This is a genomic window from Enterococcus sp. AMC1252, assembly GCF_058216515.1.
In genome coordinates, this window is the sequence record NZ_CM177097.1 from 3,186,698 (window position 1) to 3,211,847 (window position 25,150).

23 protein-coding genes are annotated in these 25,150 nt (G+C 36.7%); all 23 read right to left on the reverse strand.

The features are described from left to right. Positions 1 to 6: 6 nt before the first annotated feature. The 23 genes from AC4BB5_RS15050 to AC4BB5_RS15160 all read right to left on the reverse strand — a co-directional run bounded on the left by AC4BB5_RS15050 (position 7) and on the right by AC4BB5_RS15160 (position 25,022). The gene (locus AC4BB5_RS15050) at positions 7 to 1,359 is read right to left on the reverse strand and encodes a hypothetical protein (RefSeq protein WP_490456910.1); all 1,353 of its coding nucleotides are present in this window, start codon (positions 1,357 to 1,359) and stop codon (positions 7 to 9) included. 32 nt (positions 1,360 to 1,391) lie between these two features. Beyond that, positions 1,392 to 2,093, reverse strand: coding sequence for a hypothetical protein (locus tag AC4BB5_RS15055; RefSeq protein ID WP_490456911.1), 702 nt, complete (start codon positions 2,091 to 2,093; stop codon positions 1,392 to 1,394). A 409-nt stretch (positions 2,094 to 2,502) separates the two neighbouring features. Then, the gene (locus AC4BB5_RS15060) at positions 2,503 to 2,883 is read right to left on the reverse strand and encodes a type II toxin-antitoxin system PemK/MazF family toxin (RefSeq protein WP_010762593.1); all 381 of its coding nucleotides are present in this window, start codon (positions 2,881 to 2,883) and stop codon (positions 2,503 to 2,505) included. 15 nt (positions 2,884 to 2,898) lie between these two features. Further along, on the reverse strand, positions 2,899 to 4,017 hold the full coding sequence (gene alr / locus AC4BB5_RS15065; protein ID WP_490456912.1) for an alanine racemase: 1,119 nt from the start codon (positions 4,015 to 4,017) through the stop codon (positions 2,899 to 2,901). Between the two features lie 144 nt (positions 4,018 to 4,161). Continuing rightward, complete coding sequence (gene acpS / locus AC4BB5_RS15070) at positions 4,162 to 4,515, reverse strand: holo-ACP synthase (protein ID WP_490456913.1); 354 nt, start codon at positions 4,513 to 4,515, stop codon at positions 4,162 to 4,164. 463 nt (positions 4,516 to 4,978) lie between these two features. Further along, a complete protein-coding gene (gene cshA, locus AC4BB5_RS15075) occupies positions 4,979 to 6,520 on the reverse strand; it encodes a degradosome RNA helicase CshA (protein WP_490456914.1) in 1,542 nt (513 codons plus the stop codon). A gap of 334 nt (positions 6,521 to 6,854) precedes the next feature. After that, positions 6,855 to 8,222: a UDP-N-acetylmuramoyl-tripeptide--D-alanyl-D-alanine ligase gene (locus AC4BB5_RS15080; RefSeq protein ID WP_490456915.1), complete on the reverse strand. Its 1,368-nt coding sequence runs from the start codon at positions 8,220 to 8,222 to the stop codon at positions 6,855 to 6,857. Between the two features lie 124 nt (positions 8,223 to 8,346). Further along, positions 8,347 to 9,423 (reverse strand): D-alanine--D-alanine ligase, encoded by a 1,077-nt coding sequence (locus tag AC4BB5_RS15085; protein ID WP_490456916.1) that lies wholly within the window; start codon positions 9,421 to 9,423, stop codon positions 8,347 to 8,349. A gap of 400 nt (positions 9,424 to 9,823) precedes the next feature. Further along, complete coding sequence (locus AC4BB5_RS15090) at positions 9,824 to 10,288, reverse strand: YaiI/YqxD family protein (protein WP_490456917.1); 465 nt, start codon at positions 10,286 to 10,288, stop codon at positions 9,824 to 9,826. A gap of 26 nt (positions 10,289 to 10,314) precedes the next feature. Then, entirely contained in the window at positions 10,315 to 11,325 is a 1,011-nt protein-coding gene (locus AC4BB5_RS15095; RefSeq protein WP_490456918.1) for a DNA topoisomerase IV subunit B family protein, read from the reverse strand. Positions 11,326 to 11,517: 192 nt separating this feature from the next. Continuing rightward, a complete protein-coding gene (locus AC4BB5_RS15100) occupies positions 11,518 to 12,528 on the reverse strand; it encodes a sugar kinase (protein ID WP_490456919.1) in 1,011 nt (336 codons plus the stop codon). Positions 12,529 to 12,903: 375 nt separating this feature from the next. Next, positions 12,904 to 13,647 (reverse strand): 2-dehydro-3-deoxy-phosphogluconate aldolase, encoded by a 744-nt coding sequence (dagF, locus tag AC4BB5_RS15105; RefSeq protein WP_490456920.1) that lies wholly within the window; start codon positions 13,645 to 13,647, stop codon positions 12,904 to 12,906. Between the two features lie 28 nt (positions 13,648 to 13,675). After that, entirely contained in the window at positions 13,676 to 14,770 is a 1,095-nt protein-coding gene (locus AC4BB5_RS15110; RefSeq protein ID WP_490456921.1) for a DgaE family pyridoxal phosphate-dependent ammonia lyase, read from the reverse strand. After that, complete coding sequence (locus AC4BB5_RS15115; RefSeq protein WP_490456922.1) at positions 14,760 to 15,869, reverse strand: amidohydrolase/deacetylase family metallohydrolase; 1,110 nt, start codon at positions 15,867 to 15,869, stop codon at positions 14,760 to 14,762. Before AC4BB5_RS15115 ends, AC4BB5_RS15110 begins: the two co-directional genes overlap by 11 nt. Positions 15,870 to 15,877: 8 nt before the next feature. Further along, the gene (locus AC4BB5_RS15120; RefSeq protein WP_490456923.1) at positions 15,878 to 16,966 is read right to left on the reverse strand and encodes a DUF871 domain-containing protein; all 1,089 of its coding nucleotides are present in this window, start codon (positions 16,964 to 16,966) and stop codon (positions 15,878 to 15,880) included. 312 nt (positions 16,967 to 17,278) lie between these two features. Then, entirely contained in the window at positions 17,279 to 18,598 is a 1,320-nt protein-coding gene (locus AC4BB5_RS15125; RefSeq protein WP_490456924.1) for a PTS sugar transporter subunit IIC, read from the reverse strand. Positions 18,599 to 18,722: 124 nt separating this feature from the next. After that, positions 18,723 to 19,385, reverse strand: a complete 663-nt coding sequence (locus AC4BB5_RS15130) for a DUF4310 family protein (RefSeq protein WP_010762578.1) — start codon at positions 19,383 to 19,385, stop codon at positions 18,723 to 18,725. A gap of 24 nt (positions 19,386 to 19,409) precedes the next feature. Then, positions 19,410 to 20,192, reverse strand: coding sequence for a DUF4311 domain-containing protein (locus AC4BB5_RS15135; RefSeq protein WP_490456925.1), 783 nt, complete (start codon positions 20,190 to 20,192; stop codon positions 19,410 to 19,412). Continuing rightward, entirely contained in the window at positions 20,193 to 20,567 is a 375-nt protein-coding gene (locus tag AC4BB5_RS15140) for a DUF4312 family protein (RefSeq protein WP_490456926.1), read from the reverse strand. Between the two features lie 195 nt (positions 20,568 to 20,762). Further along, complete coding sequence (locus tag AC4BB5_RS15145; RefSeq protein ID WP_010771052.1) at positions 20,763 to 21,116, reverse strand: glycine-rich SFCGS family protein; 354 nt, start codon at positions 21,114 to 21,116, stop codon at positions 20,763 to 20,765. Positions 21,117 to 21,175: 59 nt separating this feature from the next. Beyond that, a complete protein-coding gene (locus AC4BB5_RS15150; protein WP_490456927.1) occupies positions 21,176 to 21,514 on the reverse strand; it encodes a PRD domain-containing protein in 339 nt (112 codons plus the stop codon). Positions 21,515 to 21,519: 5 nt separating this feature from the next. Further along, the gene (locus tag AC4BB5_RS15155; protein ID WP_490456928.1) at positions 21,520 to 23,388 is read right to left on the reverse strand and encodes a BglG family transcription antiterminator; all 1,869 of its coding nucleotides are present in this window, start codon (positions 23,386 to 23,388) and stop codon (positions 21,520 to 21,522) included. Between the two features lie 659 nt (positions 23,389 to 24,047). Then, positions 24,048 to 25,022, reverse strand: a complete 975-nt coding sequence (locus AC4BB5_RS15160; RefSeq protein WP_490456929.1) for a Gfo/Idh/MocA family protein — start codon at positions 25,020 to 25,022, stop codon at positions 24,048 to 24,050. Between the last annotated feature and the right edge of the window lie 128 nt (positions 25,023 to 25,150).

Here is a 25,150-nt window from a genome sequence, read left to right on the forward strand (position 1 = left end):
AATTGGTTAGTTACCAGATTTATCCAAACGTGATAATTTGTTCAAACGTTCTTCTAATTCACGATAGATCGTCATTACTTCATTTTTAGATTCTTCTACCTCATTAGAGATATTTTTCGCACGGTTCCCAATGTTCAACATTTCAAGTTCCGCTGAATTGACCATATGTTTAGCTTCAACTTGAGCTTCACTGATGATCCGATTCGCTTCTTTCTTAGCAGAAACCATTACTTCACCAATTTCTTGTTGTGATTTCAAGGCTTCTTCTTGTAATGATTGATTTTTCAATAATAGGTCGTTGATTTGTTGTTTTGCTTGTAATAATTCAGCTAGTTGATTTCCTGTAGCTTCACCAGTTGCAGACATGCTGCGCATTGTTTCCAGTTCAGCGTTCAAGTTTTCTAATTCTTCTTCTTTTTCTTTATAGATACTTCTCAAACCAGCTAATTCAGATTCAAATACATTCTTTTGAATAGAATATTTATCATTTAAGCCTTGAATACGACCTAGATTTGTTTCTAATTCGCTTTTTTCTTTAAGAACTGTTTCTAATTCTTTTTTCAATTCATCGACACGGCTGTTATCGACAGAAACATCGCTATTTGATGTTAAAGTGACTTCTTTGTCTTTTAATTCTTGGTTTTCTTGTTGTAAGCGGTGCATTTGCTCTTGAAGATCAGCAAGTTTTTGTGTCAATTGTTGATTTTCTTTATCAGTAGTTTGAAGTTTTTCATTCAATGATTCTAATTCCATCTTCACCGTCTCCAATGCTTCTTGTTTTTCTCCGATTGTTCCTCGGGCAGCTAAATCAGCTTGTAATCGTTGTATTTCCTTCTCTTTTTCAAGAATTTGGGTTTCTAAAGCTTTGTCTTTTTCAACAAGTGCTGTCTCAAGATAAGCAATTTGTTCTTGCCCACTGATATTTTCCTTTTTCAGTTCTGCAATTTGTGCATTTAAACGATTGATTTCTTCTGAAGAATCAGCTGCTTCTGTCGCATCTTCCAATTCGAAAATTTCTGTTTCTTTTTGATTAAGTTGCGTTGCTAATTCATCATTCTTCTCTTTTAATAATTCAAGTTCATCTTGATTACTCTCAACCTTGATGACTAATTGTTTATTTTGTTGAGATAAACGGAAATTTTCTTCTTTATTTTGTTCAAATTCAGATTCTTGCATTCTATATTCTTCGATTAGTTCTCTTAATCGTGTAATCTCTTGCTCTTGTTCAGCCAATAAACTGCTATTATTTGTTGTTACAGGAGCAGGTCGTTGTTCACTTTCCGAATTAAAGTCTACATCTTGTGTTAATTCTTCTTCGGAAACCTCGTTAATTTTCTTAATTAACCGTCTCTTTGCCATGTGTTTTACACCCCGTCTTTTATTTCTCTACTCTATTTTTCTAATACTACTTTTTCTAAGTTACTGTCTTTTGGTTCTCTAGTATAAGCGAATGATTGTTTAGATAATTTGTTCGTCTTGTCTCGATATGTAAAGTGAAAATCAATCATTGTGATTTCTTTTACCGGTTGTAACTCTTTTATAAATGTTCCAATATTTTTTTCAGCTGTTTGAAAATCACTATATGTCAAAGCTGTTGGAAAAACTGAAATTGTCAATGTTTCCGTTTTTTGACCAATCATGATTGCTACATTCGCTTCTCCAAAAAAGGGTTGCCAATCTCTCAAAAATTGAAGCTCATAATTATCTAGTGTTTTCGCATCTCTGCTTTCTACGACTTTTTTCCAAGGGAATTCAGTCAATTTCAATGTATTTTCTTTATAGCTCTCAATTTCGGCACCAGAAGCTCCGCCTCTGGCATCCTTAATCTCTTCTATCTTCAATTCTAAATCTTTATTATCTTTTCTTAAAGCATCTTGATTGTAAAGTATCCCAAAAAGTATTAAGCAAAAAATAATTGCTGCAATCATCAAAAATAATAATGATCTATTATTCTCTTGATACTTATAAAAATTGATCTTGCGTTTCATTTTTGGACTATCAGAATCTAGACTCTCTAATTGGAATCGAACATACAACTGATAACTGAAAAAAAGAAACAGTATTACGACTAATACAAACATGAAAATTGTCATCAAATATAAACTCCTTTATCCCTTAATAAAAAAACACTAAATATATCTATTTTTTTGAAAGTTATCCACTTTCCACCCAATTATACATAGTTTATTGTAACATTACGTTACGTTATTGCCAACTTTTTTTTATAAATGCGGACAAAAGTCAATAAAAACAACTAGGCGATCCATAAAATTTAGTATTTTTTTATCATTTCAATTAAGGGAATTTGTTCATATATGATTAATTTACAATTTTATGCACTTGATTTCAGTATTTTTGGTATTCAATACTAAACAATAAAAAATAACAATGTATAAGTAACGAACAATGTAATCCTATTTAGAATTATGTTGTTGCAAACGACTATCCTACGACTATTAAAAAAGGATATGTCTTATGTTCTCCATTAAAATATCCGATACTTTAACGATATGTACCAAGATTTTCTTCTTCTAGTTCTGCTTCAAAAATTCCAACGCTAACACCTAAGGCACGATCAACAGAATCCATGATTTCTATTCCTAAATGGCAAACTTTTTCTTTTAAACGAATTTTGTCAATGGTGCGGATCTGCTCCAATAAAATGACTGAATCTCGTTCAATGCCCGTTTCTTCTGAATTAATTCCTATATGTGTTGGCAATTTTGGCTTAGCCATCTTCGCTGTGATCGCAGCGACAATGATGGTTGGGCTAAAATGATTGCCTAAATTATTTTGTATGACTAGTACTGGACGTACTCCCCCTTGTTCTGATCCTACAACAGGGGATAAGTCTGCAAAATATATGTCACCCCTTTTGACCATTTGAAGCCTCCTATTCTATTTATACTCCCTTGGCATACGTTCAGAAAACGTACACGCTACTTCATAGTGGATCGTCTCTAATTTATCTGCGACCATCTGCATGGTAATTTCATTACCATGATCATGTCCAATCAGTGTGACTTGTGTCCCTACTGCCGCTTTTTTAGGCAAACGAATCATGCATTGATCCATACAGATTCTTCCAACGATTTCACATCTTTCACCATTAACTAGTACTGAAAACCCTTGTAAATGACGCAACCATCCATCAGCATAACCAATTGGTACAGTGCCGATCCATTCATTTTCAGTTGTCGTATAAGTATTACCATAACCAATTCCTTCTCCAACTGAAAGTTCTTTCACTTGAATCAACGTTGATACCAAGCTCAACGCAGGTTTCAACGGATAGACCTCTGGTAATACATGTCCAGATGGATTCAATCCATACATAGCTATACCAAAACGAACCATGTTCCCAACATTATCAGGATGCCAAAGCGCGGTTGCACTGTTGCTTACGTGAACATATTTTGGTAATTCCAGAAGCACTGATAATATTGCTTGAAAACGTTGCGTTTGCTTTTCAAAATAGCTTGCATCTTTTTCATCAGCGGTAGAAAAATGAGTGAATATTCCTTCCCAAACAAGCAGTTGTGACGATGAGATTGATTTAACAGCTTGTTTTACTTCTTCTGGCGTAATAAATCCAATACGCCCCATACCTGTATCGACTTTTATATGTATTTTCAATAGCGCTTGAGTTTCTATATGGTTTAGTTGTTCAATTGCTTGTTCCAGCCATTCTTGAGTTGCTACAGTAACAGATAAATCGTACTTCAGTAGCAATTCTATGTAAGAAACATCCACGACGCTTAAAATGAGTATCGGCTCTGTAATACCGGCTTCTCGTAGTTCTATGGCTTCATCTAAGATTGCTACGCAAAAACCTGTAGCGCCTCCTTCAATAGCTGCTTTAGCCGTTTGAACAGCTCCATGTCCATAACCGTTTGCCTTGACCACCGCAAACAATTCTGTCCCTTGCGGCATTCGCTTTACTTCATTGCAAACATTTTCTTTAATTGCCTGTGTATCGATTACTAGTTTTGTGGGACGGTGCCATCCTACAGCCATATATGTCCTTCTTTCTTTTACAGTCGAATCAAACTAGTCAAGCGATTCGTTTCACGTCTCACATTGAAAGAATCAAGTGATATCTAATCAAAAGCTTTTGTTTCGACCTTTATTCAACTTTTAGTAAATAAAACAAATCCCCTTTTAAGCTGTTTCTAGAATAATTTGAGCGACTGCATAAGTGTCTGTATGTGAGATAGACACAAATACATTTCCTTCATGAGGCGACTTTGTAACTTTAGGAGCGCCATTCCCTTCTTTTAAAATCTCAACATCCCGCAAGCCTAAACTTCCGATCCCTGTCCCCCAAGCTTTAGAAAACGCCTCTTTACACGCAAAACGCCCCGCTAAAAATTCTACTTGACGTTTATGTGGTAATTTTTTGAAAAGTGCGTATTCATCATCAGTGAGAACACGTTGTACAAAAGAAGATTTATTTCCAATAATTTTTTCGATTCTTGAAAGTTCTACCATATCTATACCAATTCCTCTTATCATTCTTTCAAGCCCTCTTTTTTTATTTTATAAATTACTCTTATTCTATCAAATTTTAGCAATTTTTCCACATAATAATGTAAAAATTAATAAAAAGCTCAATGAGTTCGTCTAGCTTCAGCTAAAATACAAAAAAAATACGTGATTATAAGACTACTCTTTGAGTAAAATCCTAATCATACTATTGGAACTCACAAAGACCAACATGGTTCAACAATGTATATTCCTCGCTTAGTTCCCCTCACAGAATTACTGACAGCCCCTTCCAACTAAGTCTTAAAGCAGGGGGCACTCCATGTTTCTTGCCAGCTTTTTTTATTATCTCCCATTGAAAGATTGGATAAAGCAATTAGAGTAAAAATAAAAGAGGAAGAAACAAAGCAGTTATGCTTTGTTTCTTCCTCCCAAAATTCAATAAGTGACAAGATAGAAACAGACAAGTTCTTATTTCTTTCTTATGGATTCATTAATTTGAGTTGTCTCTAATAACAAAGCTGCGTTTTTTATCGTTATGACGTTTTGCTGAACGATTATCTTTGCTCTTATTGTAGCCGCCGCCATTTCCAGTGCCGCCTGTTCCTTTGTTATTCTTGTTGCCACGATAGCCGCCACCACCGTTTTTATTGCGATTACGGCTGTTTCCGCCGCCACCGCTGCGATTATTTTTGTTGAAACCTTTTTTATTTGATGGTAATGGACGTTCTGGTGTAATTTTAACTGGAACAGCATCTGATGGATCTTTAGAAATAGTTTTTAACAACAATGCTGCTAAATCTTCAGCAGAATATTTTTCTAAAAGATTCTCAGCAGAAGGTAAGTAATTTTCTAGACCATTTTCCGCTAGTTTTTCTTCAACAGTTTCAATTGCTGCACCTAATTGTCCTTTGAACGCTTCTTTTTCACTTGGTGGACGTAGTGGTGTCATACGTTTTTTAGTTAGTTCTTCAATGACATGTAAATAGCCCATTTCGTTTGGTGTAACGAACGTCACAGACATTCCGCCTTTACCCGCACGACCAGTACGACCAATACGGTGAACATAGCTTTCTGGATCTTGTGGGATGTCATAGTTGTAGACATGTGTCACGCCTGAGATATCTAAACCACGAGCCGCAACGTCTGTCGCAACTAATATATCTAGATTACCATTTTTGAATGAACGTAAAACGCTCATACGCTTTTGTTGTGACAAGTCACCATGAATTCCTTCAGCTTTATAACCGCGTGCTTCTAAACCGCGTGCTAATTCATCTACACGACGCTTCGTACGACCAAAGACAATCGTTAATTCTGGTGTTTGAACATCTAATAAACGTGTCATGATATCGAATTTTTCGAAATCTTTTGAACGTACGTAGTATTGATCGATCAAATCAGCCGTCATTTCTTTTGCTTTGATTTTCACGTGTTCTGGATCTTTCATGAACTTCACGCCGATATTTTTGATTGCTGGCGGCATTGTTGCTGAGAATAATAATGTTTGACGTGCTGCTGGAATTTTAGAAATAATTTTTTCGATATCTTCTAAGAATCCCATATTCAACATTTCATCTGCTTCATCTAAAACTAACGTTTCGATCGTATCTAGTTTTAAAGTGCGACGATTGATGTGGTCTAATAAACGTCCAGGTGTTCCTACAACGATATGTGGATTTTCTTTAAGTCCACGAATTTGGCGACCGATATCAGCTCCACCATAAACTGCTTGTACACGAATTTTTTTATCGCGACCTAAACGGTATAGCTCTTCTTGCGTTTGGATTGCTAACTCACGAGTTGGTGCAATCACGATTCCTTGCAATACACGGTTTGATGTGTCAATTTTTTGCAACATTGGAAGACCAAAAGCAGCTGTTTTACCAGTTCCTGTTTGTGCTTGTCCAATTACGTCTTTTCCTTGTAATGCTAGAGGGATTGTTTCCTCCTGAATCGGTGTTGCTTCTTCAAATCCTGAGCGCTCGATTGCTGCCAATAAGTCTGTTTCTAAGCCAAGTTCTTTAAATTTCAAATGATATCCTCCTAAATAGTGTTTGTTGCAGAAGAAATAAATTCTTCTAAAATTGGTGTTACAGGTGATTTGACTTTCACTAACTTCGAAAATGTTCATGGAGATAGTAAACCTTCAACATAGGTTTAATTTATTTTCTGATTAGTGTTACCGAAAAATCCACCTTATGAAGCTACAGGCACTAGAAAAGCCAAACGAGTTCGTTCAGCTTTTTTAATCTTTATATGATAGAAAAGTATCTTCAATAGGTACTTTCGTTTTATCTACTTCGATCTTTCGGCAATAGGTTATTTTAGCATAGTTTTACATTTTCAGCAAGTTTTATGAAAGCTCATTAAATTTCAAGAAGTTTTGTCACGACTTCATTTAACCCCATCCCATTACTCGCTTTTAAAACAACCATGTCCTCTGGTTTAAGAATTGATTTTAATGTATCGATCAAGGCAGCTTTTTCTTCTTTTTTAAAGTAATGAATTTGTTTTTCTTGATATTTACTTTTAAGTGCATTATATAAACCTTGCATTTCTGCACCGTAAAGAACAACTTCTGCGATTTCCGCTGGATTTAGGTGCTCACTTACCGAAGCATGCATATTGGCAGAATCGGGACCCAACTCAAGCATGTCCCCTAAAACAGCCACTCGAGTTCCTTGTGTAGGCATCTGGCTAAAACTATCAAGCACCAAGTTCATCGCCGTTGGATTTGCATTGTAAACATCACTGAGAATCTCAATACCAGTGCTGCTTTTTAGCCATTCTGTTCGATTTTTGGTTAATTTAAAATCAGCTAATCCGGCCTTGATTTTCTCTTCTGACATCTCAAACCATTTACCAATACTGATAGCGATCAAGGCATTTCCTATGTTATATTTCCCTGGAACAGGGATAGTAAATAACGTGTTTGAATCATTCATTTTGAAAGTTGTATACTCTTTTTGTGCTTCTATGATCTCTGCTTGGTAATCGGCTTGCTCTAAACCAAATGTTTGGACGGTTTGCGGCAAGTTTTTGCCCAATGGCCTTAATAAGGGTTCATCTGTTGGAATGATCAACAAACCATTCGCCGCAAGGCCCGCAGTAATTTCCATTTTAGCTTGGGCAATCCCTGCTCTTGAACCAAGATTTTCAATATGCGCCTCACCAATCATCGTAATTGCCGCAACGTCAGGATGCGCTAATCTTGATAGAAAATCGATTTCTCTTGCATGATCCATGCCCATTTCTAAAATTAGTTTTTCTGTTTCATTAGGCATATGTAAAATAGTGTAGGGCAAACCAATATCATTATTATAGTTACCTTGCGTTTTATATGTCTTGAATTGTTGGGCTAAAACAGCTTCAGTCATGTCTTTTGTAGTTGTCTTGCCATTGCTTCCTGTAATCGCAATGACAGTTGGTGTCATTTTTCTTAAATAATACACAGCGAGATTCTGCATAGCAGTTAGAGTATCTTCAACTTGTAGAACAGGAAAATTATCAGGAGATGGCTCCGTCGAACTCCAAAATGCTGCACCTGCACCATTTTCTATTGCGCTGTTAATAAACGAATGTCCATCATTTTCACCCTTTAGCGGCACAAATAGATTGTTTTTTTGAATCAAACGACTATCAAACTCAAGTCCAGTCAAATCAAAATCCGGCCATTTTCTCCAATTATTGGTCGCTTTTGTCGCTTGAGCGGCTTCCCAAAAAGTTAACTTCATTATATTTTCTCCTCCTCAATTGTATGATTGTTGTCAACGCTAGCAGATACATTTTTTTCGTATCCATAACCATAAAAGGGCTGAGACAAAACTTTCAACGTTTTATCCCCTCCCTTTTCATTTTTTATCTTTCAAAAAAACTTTGTCTTTGTTTGAAACGATTTAGTCCTAACTGAATTAATTCTTCAATCAAATCACTATACTTCAAGCCCATATTTTCCCATAGCAATGGATACATACTAAACTGGGTAAAACCTGGCATCGTATTCAGTTCATTTAAGAACAATTCATTCTTGCTTGTTAAAAAGAAGTCGCAACGGCTAAGACCACTTCCGTCTAATAACGTGTACGCTTTTTTAGCGTATTCTTGTGCCTTTTGATGAACTTCATCTGGCACCTCAGCTGGAATCTGCATCGTAATTTGATTGTCGATATATTTGGAATTGTAATCATAAAATTCAACATCTTTTACAATCTCACCAGGTTGAGTCGTCCGAACATCTTCATTTCCTAAAATCGCCACCTCGATCTCACGTGCTTCGATTCCTTGTTCAACAATCGCTCGAGAGTCATAACGATACGCTTCTTCCAAAGCATTTTGTAATTCTTCACGGTTTTCAGCTTTACTGATCCCTACGCTTGAGCCCATGTTAGCTGGTTTAACAAATACTGGGTAAATCAAAGATCCTTCACATTGCTCAAAGACCTTTTTAGGATTTTCCTTCCAATTGCTTCTTAAAACAGGAACATATGGCACTTGAGGAATACCCGCTGTTTGAAGCAGATATTTAGTCATTATTTTATCCATAGCATTAGCACTAGCTAACACACCAGCTCCAACATATGGCATTCCAATCGTTTCCAAAAAGCCTTGGATCGTTCCATCTTCACCATTTGGTCCGTGTAATACAGGGAAAACAATCGTATCTTCCTCCTGAATATCACAAGGTTGAATCACTTTACCTGTAAATTCACCCCATTTATCTACTTCTCCATCATCAGACCAAGTCAGATTAAGAACATCTTTACTTTCCGGTTTTTCTGATAAGAGCGGCCCTTTCACCCATTGACCATCTTTACTAATAAAAACTAGCTGGACTTGATAGTAATTATAATAGATCGCATTTAAAACGGAATAGGCAGATAATATAGAAACATCATGTTCTTCACTTCTCCCACCATATAGCAAAGTAATCTTCAAATGCTTTTCCTCCTAATTTTTAAAGCTGAAAGAGTTCATCTAGCCTTGACAGGACTATTGAAAAAAGAACAAATTGTTTTTTGCCTCATTTACTTTTTGTCCTTTGCCCAAATGACTAACTCTTAAAGCTCAATAATTTTTAAAATGTAACAGACTCAATCTCCATTTGTTTTTTAGAAGCCAGTCCATAAAACGAGATACCACAAATGCTATTATTGTTGTATACAACAAAAAAACTCAAAATAGCTCCTTCATATTTTAGCATAAAAGCGCTAGTCCGAATAGAAACAAATCATCAAATCGAAGATTTTTTTTAGCTATGATATTCTTCTAAACAAAAACAGCCCTTTAATTTACTTATAAATATGAATAAAAAATAAGGCATTCATTTAAGTCTACCTTATTTTCCGTGTACATTCTCTTTTTTTGCTTCTATTACTTCAATCAGTTTTTCTTTAAACATTTCACGATTTTCTGCTGTAAATGCTTTAGGTCCTTTTGTATGTCCACCACTTTTTCTAATTTTTGCACTAAAATAACGTTGCTCCAATAAGCCATCGATAGTTGCAGCCGTGTATTGATACCCTAGCTGATGAAGTACGCAAACACCCTTAGGCAAAACTAATGATGCTAACCCATAATCTTGTGTCACTAAAATATCCTCACCTTTAATGAGTTGAACAATTTTATAGTCCGCTGCGTCAGCCCCTTTATCAACATAAACAAAAGAAACGTTTTTAGGATACACCTTTAAAGAGTAGTGATCAATACTCGTCACAATCACCACTTCAAGAGAATACGCTGCTGCAACTTCAATTGTTGTATCTTTTACTGGCGAGCCATCACCATCTATAAAAATTTTCATAATCGTTCCCTTCCAGCTTTCTATACTTAATTTAAATACCAAGCAGGATGTCGTTTCAGAAAAGTGGAAACTTCAGTAAACACAGCTTCCTTCACAATTTTATACAGCTCAGGATTTCTAATTTTCTTCTTGACTGCGCCAGTATATCTTGGACGCTTTACCTTGATTGATAGAACTACATCAAAGCGTTCAGAAAAATTATCTATTGTTAAATACTTCAAACGATTCGTTTCTTCTAAAAATTGATTGATGGCATCTACTGTTCCTTGAATAAATCCATCTAAGTGTGTTCCTCCATCAGAAGGTAAATGCCCGTTGACAAAACTGTCCTTGATACTCGTCGAACCATTCTTTGAGATGACCGCTTGAATTGTCACACCTTCACTAACTGTGTTGATGATCAATGGTTGGCCGCTTCGAGTAATACTATCATCTTTTTGAAAAATATACTCAACCAGTCCTTGCTCATAATAAAAATAATTTTTTTGTTTTTTTCCGTCAGTAAGTGAAATCGTCAATCCACTGTTTAGCATCGCCAACTCTTGACAACGATTAAATAAAATAAAATAGGATAATGGTTTATTACCAAATAATGTTTCATCTGGTGTGAAAGCCAACTCGATTCTTTGTCCTTCATCTTCTGAGGGAATCAATGCTTTTTTATTTAATTGTCCGTTTTGATAGATTTGAATGGTTCGTTTTCCTAATTTTTCTACACCAAAGCCTAATTGTTCTGACAATGCATTGACAATCGATAGAAAAAGATAAGGCGGTGTATATTGTTCTTCTGGTATTTTATCTAAAAATAATCCTTTTTTACTGAAAAAAGAAAAAATAAATTGTCTCTCTGAAAGTTCGATTGAAAGTTCTGTCTGCTTTAGATCAACTGCCAGTTGTAGTAAATGATCAATCACTTGCAATACCATACTTTCTAAGCCCGTCGGACCAATCCCACCAATGTACATACCTGGTCGTTTTCGAATACTATCTTTCAAAACATCATCGTCTAGTGCTTTCCAAATATTTTCATCGGTCATGTCGATCTCCTCCTATAAACAGACTTTTCTTTATGCTCAATAAAATAATAGCTACGCTTCCTAAGCATACCAATTTATCTTCGCTACGTAAATGGTTTCGCTAAATTCCCCACTTCTACTCATTATAATGAAAAAAAGAATAGAACGAAAGTAGTATAAACGCATTTACACTATTTCATTCTATTCTTTCATTTAACGGATCAGATCTACTGTTGGATGCTCCATGATATGCCTAACTTGTTTGCGCGTCGTTAGAGGTACATCACCTTGGATCGTATGAGCTAAAACGCCATTAGCTGTTGCAAATTCTACGGTTTCCATTAATGACCACTTCTCACTTACTCCAAGTAAAACACCCGCTGCATAGCCGTCACCTGCACCGATTCTATCTAGATTAATAATTTCGCGCGGTACAGCTTGAACATAATGCTCTGAATCAAATAGAAAACCTCTTAAATAATGTCTATCCTCTTCACCTTGACGAACCGTTCCTGCAAAATGCACAATGTGGTATTTCACCATAAAGCGGCGGACTAATTCTTCAAATTGTTCAGACGAATCTAACGTTTCATTCAATTCCATCCCTAATAAGTCCGTTAAATCGCGTTGGCTACCAAAAACTAAATCGCAATATGGTAATATTTTTTCATATTGTGCCTTCATAAATGACACCCCATGCGCTTCATTCAGGCTAGGACGAAAATTGAAATCAAAACAAACTTGTTTCCCCAGAGCATGCGCTTTTTCAGCTAAAACAAAAGCTGCTTCACGCGTTTTTTCGGTCAAGCTTAATGAGATTCCACAAATATGCACTAAATCAGTTTCAGCTAAAAATGAATCAAAATCATAATCAGAAACACTACTCATACCAAACGAACTGTTTCGACGGTTTTGATAGGTTACTTGGGTAGGCCTTGGGCCAAATCCCATTTCTGCAAAATATGAACCAATGTGATCACCAGAAGACCCTATCCAACGGTCTTGAATACCTAATTGACGGACACTTGCTTTAGCCGCTTCCCCCAAACGATTATCTGGTAAGTTCGTCAATAAACTTGTTTGACAGCCAAAATGAGCGAGATTACTTAAAATATTGACTCCTGTACCTGTAAAATCTAATCGTAATTCTTTGGTTTGTTCCAACATCAGATATTCTGGTGGCGTCAAACGCATCATTATTTCACCAAATGCTGCAATTCTCATGTCGATCCCTGCCTATTTCCTAGCTTGATGAACTAGCGCTTCAGAAAAAAGATAAAATCCGATTGAGGCATATTGCGCCTCAGTCATATTTTCCTATTTTTCTGTCAGTGCTGAACGAGCTCATTCTGCTTTTATTTTTATCTAGCGTTGTGAGCTAGCACTTCGGAAAAAAGATAAAATCCGATTGAGGCATATTGCGCCTCAATCATATTTTCCTATTTTTCTGTCAGTGCTGAACGAGCTCATTCTGCTTTTATTTTTATCTAGCGTTGTGAGCTAGCACTTCGGAAAAAAGATAAAATCCGATTGAGGCATATTGCGCCTCAGTCATATTTTCCTATTTTTCTGTCAGTGCTGAACGAGCTCATTCTGCTTTTATTTTTTCAAGGTATTTTTGATCATGCCCAACAAGGTTTTCACATCTTCTGGTCTTGTATCTCCTGTTGTGGAGTCGATGATCGAGCTATACACATGTGGAATAATTTTTTTCACGCCTGCATCTACTGCGATTTGCACGATTTCTTCAAAGTTTTCTAAATCGATCCCACCTGTGGGTTCTAGATAAAAGTCATATTTCGCACAAGCTTGCGCAACTGCTTTGTATTCTTCTATGTGTGCTAAGCCTTTCATTGGGAAGAATTTGATTGAACTGCCGCCCATGTCTTGTAGTAAACGAATCGCTGTTTCAATCGTTACTTCGCCAGCTGGGGTTTGCGAGCTTAATGGACCTGTGGCGATATTGACGATGCCCACTTTACCTGTTGGTGAGACTAAGCCGTTGACGATCGTTTCATCTTGACCGAGTAAAGCACGAGATGTTCCCACCCCTGTGAAGACTTGGTTGACGTGTTGCGGTTGTAACTCTTTTGAAAGTCTTGATACCATTTGGCTTTGGTTTGGATCGCCTGCACCTAGCCCTACAGATAAGGCGTTGTTGGTTTCTGCGGCGTATTTTTTCATGTCTTCGATTGCCGCTTCATCTGTTGGATAGTTTTTAGAGAGGACACCTAAAACGATATGGCCTTCTGCGGCTTCATAACAGTCTTTGGCGTTTTGTACGGAATTGGCTAAAACGTTTAGGCAAATACGGTCTTCTAAATAGTTTGGTGTTAATGTCATGGTTGATTCACTCCTGTTATTAGTTTTTTTAGTTCATGATTTCAGTTAAACGAATCACGATTTTCTTCATTTCTTCTTCATTGACCGAACGGATATCGAATTCGATAATGCCGTTGTTGGCTTGGTATTCACGGGTATAGATTGCAGGACTTTCAGCTCTTAGCTCTTGAATCACTGCTTTGGCTGATTTTTCCCCACTGATTTTAATACTCGCACGATAGATCTCTCGACCTGCACCGTCTTGCACGACTTTGGCTTCGATATTTGGGATGGCATTCAGACCCTCGATAAACGGCGCTAATCTCGCTTGCATCGAATTGCCTGCTTCACTGCCGTTTTTCACATAGTCTTCCACCGCTTGGGTAAAACCTAAAATGTTGTCTTTCCCGATTTTCATTGCACGGCCAATACCTTTTCCTTGTAGGCGAATCCATTCAATATACTCTTTTTTCCCGATCACAAGCCCAGCACTTGGTCCTTCAATCGCTTTTGCACCGCTATAGATCACCAGGTCCGCGCCTGCTTCGATGTACTTGAATAAGTCTTCTTCCGCTGCGGCATCTACGATCAACGGGAGTTTGTATTTTTTGGCTACAAGTGCGGTCTCTTCTACACTTAACATACTTTTTTGAACCGTGTGATGGCTCTTGATGTAAAGAATCGCCGCCGTTTGATCAGTGACCATCATGTCGATGTGTTCTGGTGTACACATATTGGCATAACCTGCTTCCACAACTTGTCCACCACCTTGTTCCACCATTACTTCAACTGGTGTACCGTAGTCGACATTATGGCCTTTGGGTAAGATGATCTCACGTTTTACTACTTTATCTGTGTAAGGATGATAGGCATGATAAACGGAGCCTTCGCCTATTAGAGCAGCCACACTTTGCGCGATACCAGCAGATGCGGAAGAAACGACTTGCGCGTCTTCAACCTTTAACAGTTTAGCTAAATATGCTCCTGTTTGAATACTTAATTCACTCATCTCAAAGAAATGTTCACCGCCAAATTTTTGCGCTGATAAGACATTCTCAGAAACTTTTGATACGCCTAAAATCGTCATTCTGCCTGAGGCATTGATGACTTCTTTTAGGTTGAATTTTTCATAGCTAATTGTCATAAACTGTTCCTCCAATAATGGTTTTTACAGGTTTGATCAATTCTTTTGCTTCTCTAGTAAATCCGTTTGAATCAGTCAATGTCTTTTGACCGTCTTCAATCTTAAAGATTGTGATATCGCCGTCATATCCTTCTTTTAAATGACCTTTTCTATTGAAACGGAAGTTTTCAGCAGGAGCTGCTGTTACTTTTTCAATAATCTCTGGCCATTCATAGCCTACCACACGTAATTTTTCCATCGTAGTAGCTAAATCATGTACTGGGCCATTTTCACGATTACGAATATAAATATCGGTACTGATCGATGTTGCTTTCATGCCTTCTGCTAACGCTGTTTCAGCAACACTGAAGTTGAAACTATCGGTTCCATGACCAATATCAAACACAACACCTTTATTATATGCGGTCCAAACAAAGTCTTTAATTTTATTCGTTGATTGATTCAAAATACCATTTGGTTTTCCATTGAAGCAATGAGTTAAAACATCACCTTTCGTCATATGAGCTAAGATTTCGTCTAGCTCTGGGGGCGCTGATCCAATGTGCACCATAAGCGGCAAATCATTGTTTGCTTTTTGGATGTTCTTAGCCATTTCTAAAGGGGTGATTCCGTTGTCACCAATCACGGTTTTACTCATACGAGCCTTGATTCCTACAACAAAATCAGGTAGTTCAGTCAGCGCTTTATGAACGAGCTCTTCTTTTACCTTACTAAGATCCGCCAATTCATCTTGTTCAACAATACCCCATTTCGAAATATTTACTAAAGCATACACATTAGTTTTTGCTTGTTTGGCTAAATCATAAAACTCATGAATATTTTCAGCACCTGTCGTTCCTGCATCAATCACTGTTGTTACGCCTTTTTTCACACCAATTTCATCTGGAAAATCATAATACAACGTCATTTTTTCAAAGCAGTGAACATGATCATCGATCCAACCAGCTGATAGATAGGTATCAGCTGACAGTTCAATCAATTCTTTTCCATCCGCTTCGATTTTATCCGCAACTTTTGCGATTCTCCCAGCATTGATTGCTATTTCTATTGGTTTACCTTCAATGGTTCTCCCGTTTTTTATAATTAAGTCGTAACTCATTTTATCCCCTACTTTTCTTTAAATCTAAATTTTGTCCAGGGTTTTACAAAATCCAACAACAACAATTCTTTCTCTGTTATTTGACCTACTTTGTTTTTACGATTATCTGAATGCGGCTGTAAAACAATTTGTAGCTCATTTTTGTATTTCCCGAATGCATCATTGCCGATCACAACATCACCCACTTGAAATTCTTGTGTATTGTCATGCGCTGGATTGGCTTCACCTTTGTATTTTTTACGAACTTCAGTTGAACGAACCACTTGGTCAGTGATATCTCCACGACGGAAGTGTTGTTCCGTCAACACGATTTCTTTTTCAACTTTGCTTGCCTGTTCAGTAAATTCAACTGCTAGTTCAAGTTGGTAGCGATTTAAGCTTCCTAATAATTCTAACTCTTCATCTGATGCATATGCATTCCCAATAATCACGTCATCAATCAAACCCGTTGCAAATAAATGTTTTGTTTGAACATCAACTGGTAAATGACGATGCATTTCAAGCGTTGGCAGACCATCATTAACATCCCAAGGACCAATCTTGCCCGATTGCGAATTGATAAATGCTGCTGTCCGAATCCCATGTTTTTTAAATCGAATACTGCAACGCTCAAAGAAATCATATGGTAATGCTGTTCCTTCTTGTGGATAAAAATTATGACATCCATAAAGAAACGGAACATTTGCTTCATAAGTTAAAATGTTATCCAGATACGCCACATCATTACTCATATTTAATTCAATCGCTAACTCGAATGGATTAAAGGTCAACTTCGCTTCTTTATTCCCATCAAACCCAACATCTAAACGAATCCCGTCTGCTCCCGTCTCATAAAAGAATGTTAAGTCATCATATGAGATTTGTAATTCATCAAAAATGTTCGGTGCTACATCTAAAATCGTTTCATAACCTAAGTCTTTCGCATAAGAAATCAATGATTTGAATTTTTCTTTGACTACTTCCTTACCTTCTGTTACTTCTAGCATACTCATAAAAATTCGTGAAAATCCACATTCACTAGCCTTTTTTAGATACGCTTTATCTTTTTCTATATCACTATGATCTGGATAAACAGATACACCTAATGCTCTTTTCATTGATTTTACCCTCGCTTTATATGGTCGAATTTATTACGATATTTAAAAGACAGTATTGAACTGCAAAAAATAGTTACGGTCCCCACTATGAATAGAGGTTGTTTAACTACAATCCCCATCACAATCGATAAGAAAATCAACCCAATCGAAGCAAAACAGAGATGTAGTAATCGTAACTCCATAAATTTTGCAGGCAGCCACTTTCTTTCAATCATTACTTGACTAAAAATAAAAAATACAATGAACCAAATTATCATGATCTTAATCACCAAAGAGGGGCAGTAAATCTACTCCCCTCCCTCTCTATCTCAATTAAGCAGCTGCTTTTGCTTTTTGCTCAGCTGCCAACTCCTCAGCTTCTTTGTCTAGTTGTTGTTTTTCATATACTTTGAAGAATGGGTAATAAATCGCCAAAGTAATCGCGAAATTGACACAGACAAGTAGTGCTGCTGGAACGCTCCAGTTTGTACTCATCCAAGCAGCTATCGGTGCTGGTATGGCAAATGGTAAGCGCGCGGCCATCATCGGAATTACATTCGTAACAGTTAAGAAGTAAGAAAACGTTGTTGTGATCAATGGCGCCACGATAAAAGGAATTCCCAATATTGGGTTCATTACAATCGGTGTACCAAAAATCACAGGTTCATTAATATTAAATAATCCTGGCAAGAAGGACAAACGTCCTAAACTTTTCAAGTATGTTGATTTAGAGAACATCATTAAAACGACTAAAGCTAAAGTAGTACCTGCGCCGCCAATCCAAATAAACCATTGTAAAAATTGTTCAGTGAAAATATTTGGTAAATTATGAACTGAAGCACCTTCTTGAAAAGCAAGTGTGTTTTCAGCAATTGACATATCCCAAAACGGTCTGATAACAGGACCCATAATGGCCGGTCCGTGAATCCCCAAAACCCAGAAGAAACAAATCAAGAAGACTGTAAGCAATCCGCCAAACAAGCTGTTTCCTGCTAAAGTATCTTTCAATGGCATTAACAATGTACTTAAAAATCCATTTAAATCAAAGCCAATAACATGGCGAATCACCCAGAATAATAACAAAATCACAGCTCCTGGAATCAAAGCGATGAACGAGTTAGACACTTCTGGTGGAACACCATCAGGCATTTTTATCGTAATATCTTTTTGAATAAAGAAACGGTAGATTTCGACAGAAACAAGCGCTGTCACAATCGCTCCAAATAATGAAGCAGAACCAATATTAGCTAAATTAATATAACGACCCGCACCAATAACATCGTTCACATCTTCAAAAACACGTGTTGGGGGTGCTGCTGTTACTAAAAAAGCCATAACTGCTAAAATCCCACAAGTTAATGAATCTAACTTATAACTTGTAGCTAATGAAGAAGCGATACCAAATGTTGCATAAAGAGCTAAGATCCCCATTGTATATCGCGATGGAATATCCAAAACAGCTTGATACGGCTCAATAAATTTCATGTACGCATCAATTGGAATATTCTGAAATACTGTAAAAAAGGCTCCCACGATCGTCAAAGGCATCGTTGCGATAAGACCCTTTCTAATTGCTGTCATATGCCGTTGCGAACCAAATTTATTCGCAATAGGCATCAATTTTACTTCCATCCACTGCACAAAACCATTCATTTCTTTTGTCCTCCGTTCAAAAATTATTATGAATAAAAAATCAAAATTATTTCCCACTCATAATAACATGGTAACATTATAATGTAAACGGTTTTCAAAAAGAAAAGTGCAATTTCAAGAAACTTTAACTAGGTAAATCAACTGGGAATATTGCACCAAAGATCATTGCGCCTAAAATCGCACCACCAGCAATTGGTTTTTTCCATACATAAAAAATCACGGCACCAATAATTGAACCAATACCTATAGGTGCAGAAGCGCCACATGCACTAATGATAATCAGAGGACCTAAGAAACGACCAGAGGCATTTCCTGCTCCCATCATGACATCTGCCCCAAAAGTAGAATTTGACTGATTGATTGTAAATTTACGAATCATAATAATAATTCCGCCAATGATCAGACCAAGAACCATTCCTGTTAACAATGAAAGACCAAAATTTTCAACCGGAGCCGTAATGCCCATACTTAAAAGAATCGCGGGAACACCAATCCCAACCCCAGTTAAAATCGCACCACCAATATCCAAAATCCCTACGAGTGAACCTTCTAAAATACGTGCAAATAAAAAACTTGCACCAAATGCAGCAGCCGCACCATATGAACCACCGTCCATTCCAGCTTTCAACATTGCAACAATTGCCACTTCATTAAATGCTCCAACACCATGTTCAATATACATATGTGTTCCCGCAAAGACACCTGCAGACAATAAGCCAACTAAAATCGGAAATGACCAGTCAGCAAACCAAAAATTCTTTTTTTCTAACTCTACTATTTCATCCATTACAGATCCTCACTTTCTATTTAACTATTTGCCAATGCTGAAAACATCATGCATATTTTGTAGCCAACCTGGAATTTGCAATCGGAAGCTTTCGATCATTTGTAAATCAAAGCCACGGAAAAAGGCACTAAATACAAATAATAAAATAACTGCTGCCATCATACTTTTAGTCACTTTATTCCAGCCGATTTCATCCACGCCTTTACCAATTAAAATCCCTAGCACAACACCTGGAACTGCATTTCCCATGATCATTGTTGCAAGTCCTCCAAAAATCGTTGCCCATAGTCCTGAACGTTTTCCTGCATCGATTGCCGCCAACCAAAATAGTACTGGCATCACAGTGTTGATCAATAAATTTGCTGCTGGTACTAAAACAGCTATAGCCGTTACTTGTAATGACTCTGGAATGGCTGAAGCGGTCGTATTTAAGAAAGCGACGACTAGCATTCCTACAATCGCACCTGAAATCCCCATTTTTTTAGGATTATGCATGGTTTCAGCAACGTTTTTATTTTTTACTAATAATGCAGCTGCAGCCCAGTTAGGAATGACGCGGTGATCCACATCTTGCGTAAAAGCCCCTGCTCCAACTGTTGAGGCCCAAGCATTAAAGAAGAACCCTAATCCAAACGAAAAGTGACTTGCCGCATCTCCTTCACAAGCATTCATTTCACCTAGTGTTCTAAAAGCACCTAGACCTTGTGTACTTGGTGCGTGGAACATTCTTGCAGCTCCTGCTCCTGCTGCAAATCCAACAACTCCCCCAATCAATAGTGACTTGAGTAAAACAACTAAAACGTCCATTTAATTTGCCTCCTTATGCATTCTTTTTTTCTTTCCAAAAGGAAGAGGAAGACCATTTGGATCGGTAACTCTTTTTTCCACAAATGGGATCGTCTCCATTTCAATCAGCGTGATCTCTACTTCAACATCTAACAACACACGATAATCTGCACGTGTACGAGGTAAGAAGAAAAATAAAAATCGTTCTGTGAATGTTTCTTGCTCTGCTTTAACAATCTGGATATCTAGAGGTTCAATCCGCACAATCACATCACTTTTTTCTTTCAACACACGATTATGGATTTGATTCAATGCATTAGCAAACGCCAGATTTTTTTCTTTCCCAGTTCCTTCAACTTGAATGATCTGACGTTGTTTCTTCGTTACTTTTTCCAATGGACTTTCCTCCCCGTAATGTAAAATCTGAGCGGGCTTGATTAGCTCTGACTGAAAAATCTGGAAATATGACTGTGACACTTTTGATTGCTGACATATTCAATCTTTTTCCGAATCCCTTCAATCCTTAGCGTTTTTGCTCTGTATGAATCGATGCAATTATATATAGCCCGTAAAGCTAGGTAGTTCTATTGATTAGCCATTCTTTTTCATATAAGCTTCCACAATACGTTTACCTAATTCCTCTTGATCCATAAAACCAAAACCTAAAACCGTTTTACCATCATTGATAGCTGTCACACCTTCATCGATTGAACGCATACCATGACGTTCTGGATAACCATATTTTGTAGCAGCCGTTAATGCACCTGCACCACCGCTTCCACAAAATGAAATCCCTAAATCAGCATTTTCTTGTTGCATCACATCTCCTAAACGCATGTCTGCGCCCATTCCAGGAACAACAACAGCTTTTCCTCCTGCGGCCTCTACTCCTTTTGCAACGTTTTGTCCTTTCCCTAAACGATCTGCGATTACTACTGTTATCATGTATAATTCCTCCAATTTTTTATTTAAAAGTTGATAATTAATACTTCAACTCTTTCTTCCTACACTTCGTTTTGTCTTGCCGCTTCAAAATGAATAGATAAAACATACATTTCATCTTTTGGCAGATTTCCAATATGCTGAACGACCTTATCAGCAATCATTAATGCTTCTTTAGAAACTTCTTCAAACATCACTGGATCAACACCAGCCATTTTTTCATCAGCTTTTGATCGCTTGATCATTTCATTGACATGATTAATCAAAATCGTCCATTGTAATTCCGTTGGTTGAATCGATTGCGCCACTAATAATTCGCTGATTTTCCCCAGTGATGCTTCTAACTCAACTTTGTTAGGACTCTCATCAATTATTTTTTGAGCATCGTCATTTAACTTCATACGTGCTACTCCTCCCTTATATAATTCAATAGAGCAGTTATTTCTGCTTGATTGACCATTAAATCATTTTTGGCAAAAATTCGTTCGATTTGTTCTACTAATTCCTGCTGAGCTAATAATGTTTCTTTTACAATATTGCCCTCGTTTTCGTACTGACTATCAAAAGTAATTCGGTGAACCATCAACATAACATGTAGTAAGAAAGCCTCTCTATATTCTTGCGTCAATTTCCCCGCAAAGGCTTTGAGTAGCTCTTCATAAATCACATATGTCCGTACGATTATCTCTCGACTTTCAGCTTCGATCCCTTGCTTTTCCTTGATTTGCTGACGAGGAATCAAACGAGGAACTTTACCCGACTGAGTATGAGTCAAAATTTTATTGACCTCTTCTTGGATACTATGAATATCAGCTGTTGTCGGCAAAGGGTTTACTTTGATGAACGGTCGATTAATAATTTCAATAGGAAAAATACTCAAAACCAAATCCGGATTTTTTTCTTCTATCACATCTACTGCATTCAACACTGACGCAAATCCTGCGATTTCAACATTTGACACTTCTTCCAGAATTTTTTGTTCGATCAAACTTGTTACGCCTAATCCAGTTGAACAAACATAAACAATTCGTACCACATTGACTTCATGGAGATTTTTTTCGTAAGCAACTAGAAAGTGCAGCGCAATGTATGCAATAAAAGAATCATTAATCAACAATGCAGATCCAACAATGTCACTCTGACTAGCAAGCTGGATAGCTGAAAATAATTGTGGATACTTTGCCTTGATATCATCAACAAAAGGATTATATTCATTAATAAAAAGATGCTTTTTGGTTAAACGTAAAGATAAATGAGCAAACAAATTCGTAAACAATTGTCGATCTCGATAAAAAGGAAAATTGATTTCTTCCGATACATCTTTAATCAATTCCTCTGTCAAACCAACAATGTCTTGTTGATTATTTGCCACAAATACATCACTGTAAATGTAAAGATACTCATCTGCCAAAAGTGGCAACTCATAGTGATCAAATACTTTTTTCATTAATAAAAACGGTAATTCCTGTTTTTGCTGAAGTACCTTTTGATTTGTCAGCATCTTATAACCGCCAACAGTATGATGCAATTGCATTCTAGAAGCTGCGATTGCAACGCGCAAAGTAATCGAAAGAATCTCAGCATAATTAAATTGATCAAATAATGATGGATCTAAGAGGTTCGTCATTTCTTTTAAAGCAACTTGATAAATTTTTTGAAAAATCGTATTGACTCCAACATGAACTTCTTGCATTTTCTTCTGTTGCCCTGATTGAACAAAGTAGCTCATGATTTGATACATATCATATTCAGTTATTTCTTTTTGCGTAATGTATTCCATCAACAAACGAATCTTACTTTCTTCTCCTGTGATTGAAAATCCTTGACGGCTTTGACGTGTTAAGGCAAGACTATAAACTTGAATCAATTCTTCCACACGATCTAAGTCACTGACGATTGTATTTCGACTAACTTGCAAATCATCTGCTAACTCCTGCGACGTTAATGACTTCTCTGCTAAAAGTAAACGAAAAATCAATTGATTTACTCGCAGCTCTTGATCAGGATACGTTTCAAACCGCTCTACTTCAATAATTTCATTTTTCAAAGTTAATCGTTCCGAATCAGGTATCTCTAACCAAATGCCTTTGTTACGACGTGTTTGCAATACAACATTTTGTTCTTTAAACCAATCCCGAACATTATCTAAATCGTATTTGATCGTCCGAACACTAACATGGAAGGTTTCAGCCAATTCTTTTGTTGTCACACTGTCTTCTAAATCTAAAAGCAATAACAAAATTTTTATTTCTCTTTTTGATAAGTGCAGTGACATCCTACTCACCAACTTTCTTTCCCTTACACTTGAACTATAGCTTGATTTTTATTGCATAACAACACAAAAAAGTTGCACTTACACAAGTGCAACTTTATTAGTATACTATTTTATTTGGAAAATTTGTAATCAAAAAAACGTTATTTTATGCACTTATTCTACTCGAAATACAGGAGTTCTTGGGCATTCCCCCTTAGTGCAATAAAAAGTATCCATTATTGAATACTTTTTGCACCAAAGAACGTTTCAATTTTATCAAATAGGAATAGATAACAGAATCCCCATATCGGCTTCCAGCTAAAAAGATTCATTTGGAACAACTACCTCTACATGAAAGTATCTGTTCATTTCGTCTCTATACTTCTTGGTATATTATGTTTTGAAACAATATAGCAAGATATTTTCCTTTGATTCAAAACAAAAAAGAAGACCGAAGTCTTCTTTTTTGCCGCAGTATTTATAAAAATAAATAGATAAAATCTTCTCCACAAAAATATTTATCCGACACGCCTACATCCGGTAGGTATGATTTAACATATGTGCCTCTGCTGTTTTGTCAACCACTAGCCGTCAAAACGGAACAGCCGAAGCTATCTGATTGAGTCAACTCGTCGCATGAGGATTACTTTAACATAGATCAACGTTGATTGCAACTTCTTCTATAACTTATCATCCTCTTTTAGCCATTCAGCATAAAGTTGATTCACTATTCGGACAGTATCTAATGTCATTTTTTTCGTCATAACAGGACTTTCTCCCAACTGTTTTTTGAGACAATCATTGACATGATCTACTTCAAAAACAAATTCACTGTCAAACGAGCCATTCAATATTTCATGCCTCCCATCATCATAGTAAATAGTTGCCTGCTTGGTCTTCCAGAAAACTGGAATCTCGATATGTCCTTTTTCACCATAAATGATCATTTTACTTGGTATATCCATCTTTACTGAAATAAAAATATTTGCTAAAACTTGACTGTGAAACTTCAATGAAAGATTTACTTGGTCGTCCGTTTCACCTTTTTTTCTCGTAGAACTACCATGATATTCTTCAATTGACTGATCTAATACAAACTGCATGTATTGTAATGGATAACTCCCTGATCCGTGTAACGTACCTCCTCCAGCTTCTAATGAATGAAACCAAGAAATATGGTCAACATTAGGATAAGAGGTCACAGATTGAACCCAATGGATCTTGCCAATTTTATTCTGCTGTATCGCTTTTTTTATTTGCAAACTGATCGGTAAAAAAACAGCCTTTTGTGCTTCCATCAAGAAACAACCGTTTTTTTCTGCTAGATCAAAAAGTTCTTCTGCTTGTTTCAGTTGTAGCGTAAATGGCTTTTCAACTAAAACATGTTTGTGATAGGTCAAAGCCATTTTCGCTGCTTCATAATGTCCTTGATTATAGGTTGCTACATAGATGATATCTATTCCCTCATCTTTACACAATTCTTCATAACTGCCATATGCTTGAGGTATATTCAATTCTTTTGCCATTTGCTCTGCTTTATCTAAGCTTCTTGAAGCAATTGCTGAAGCTTCCCCTATACTACTTTTTTTGATTCCTTCTACAAAACGGGGAACGATTTGAGCTGTACTTAAAATTCCATAACGGATTTTTTGCACCTTCATCAACTCCTTTATTTATACTATAGCGAGTAAACCTAAAAACTTCAAAAGGATTCTCCTTTCTTTCTACCCACTAAACTAGAATAAAAAGAAATAGTGATTGGGATATAACTCTTCGAGTCATA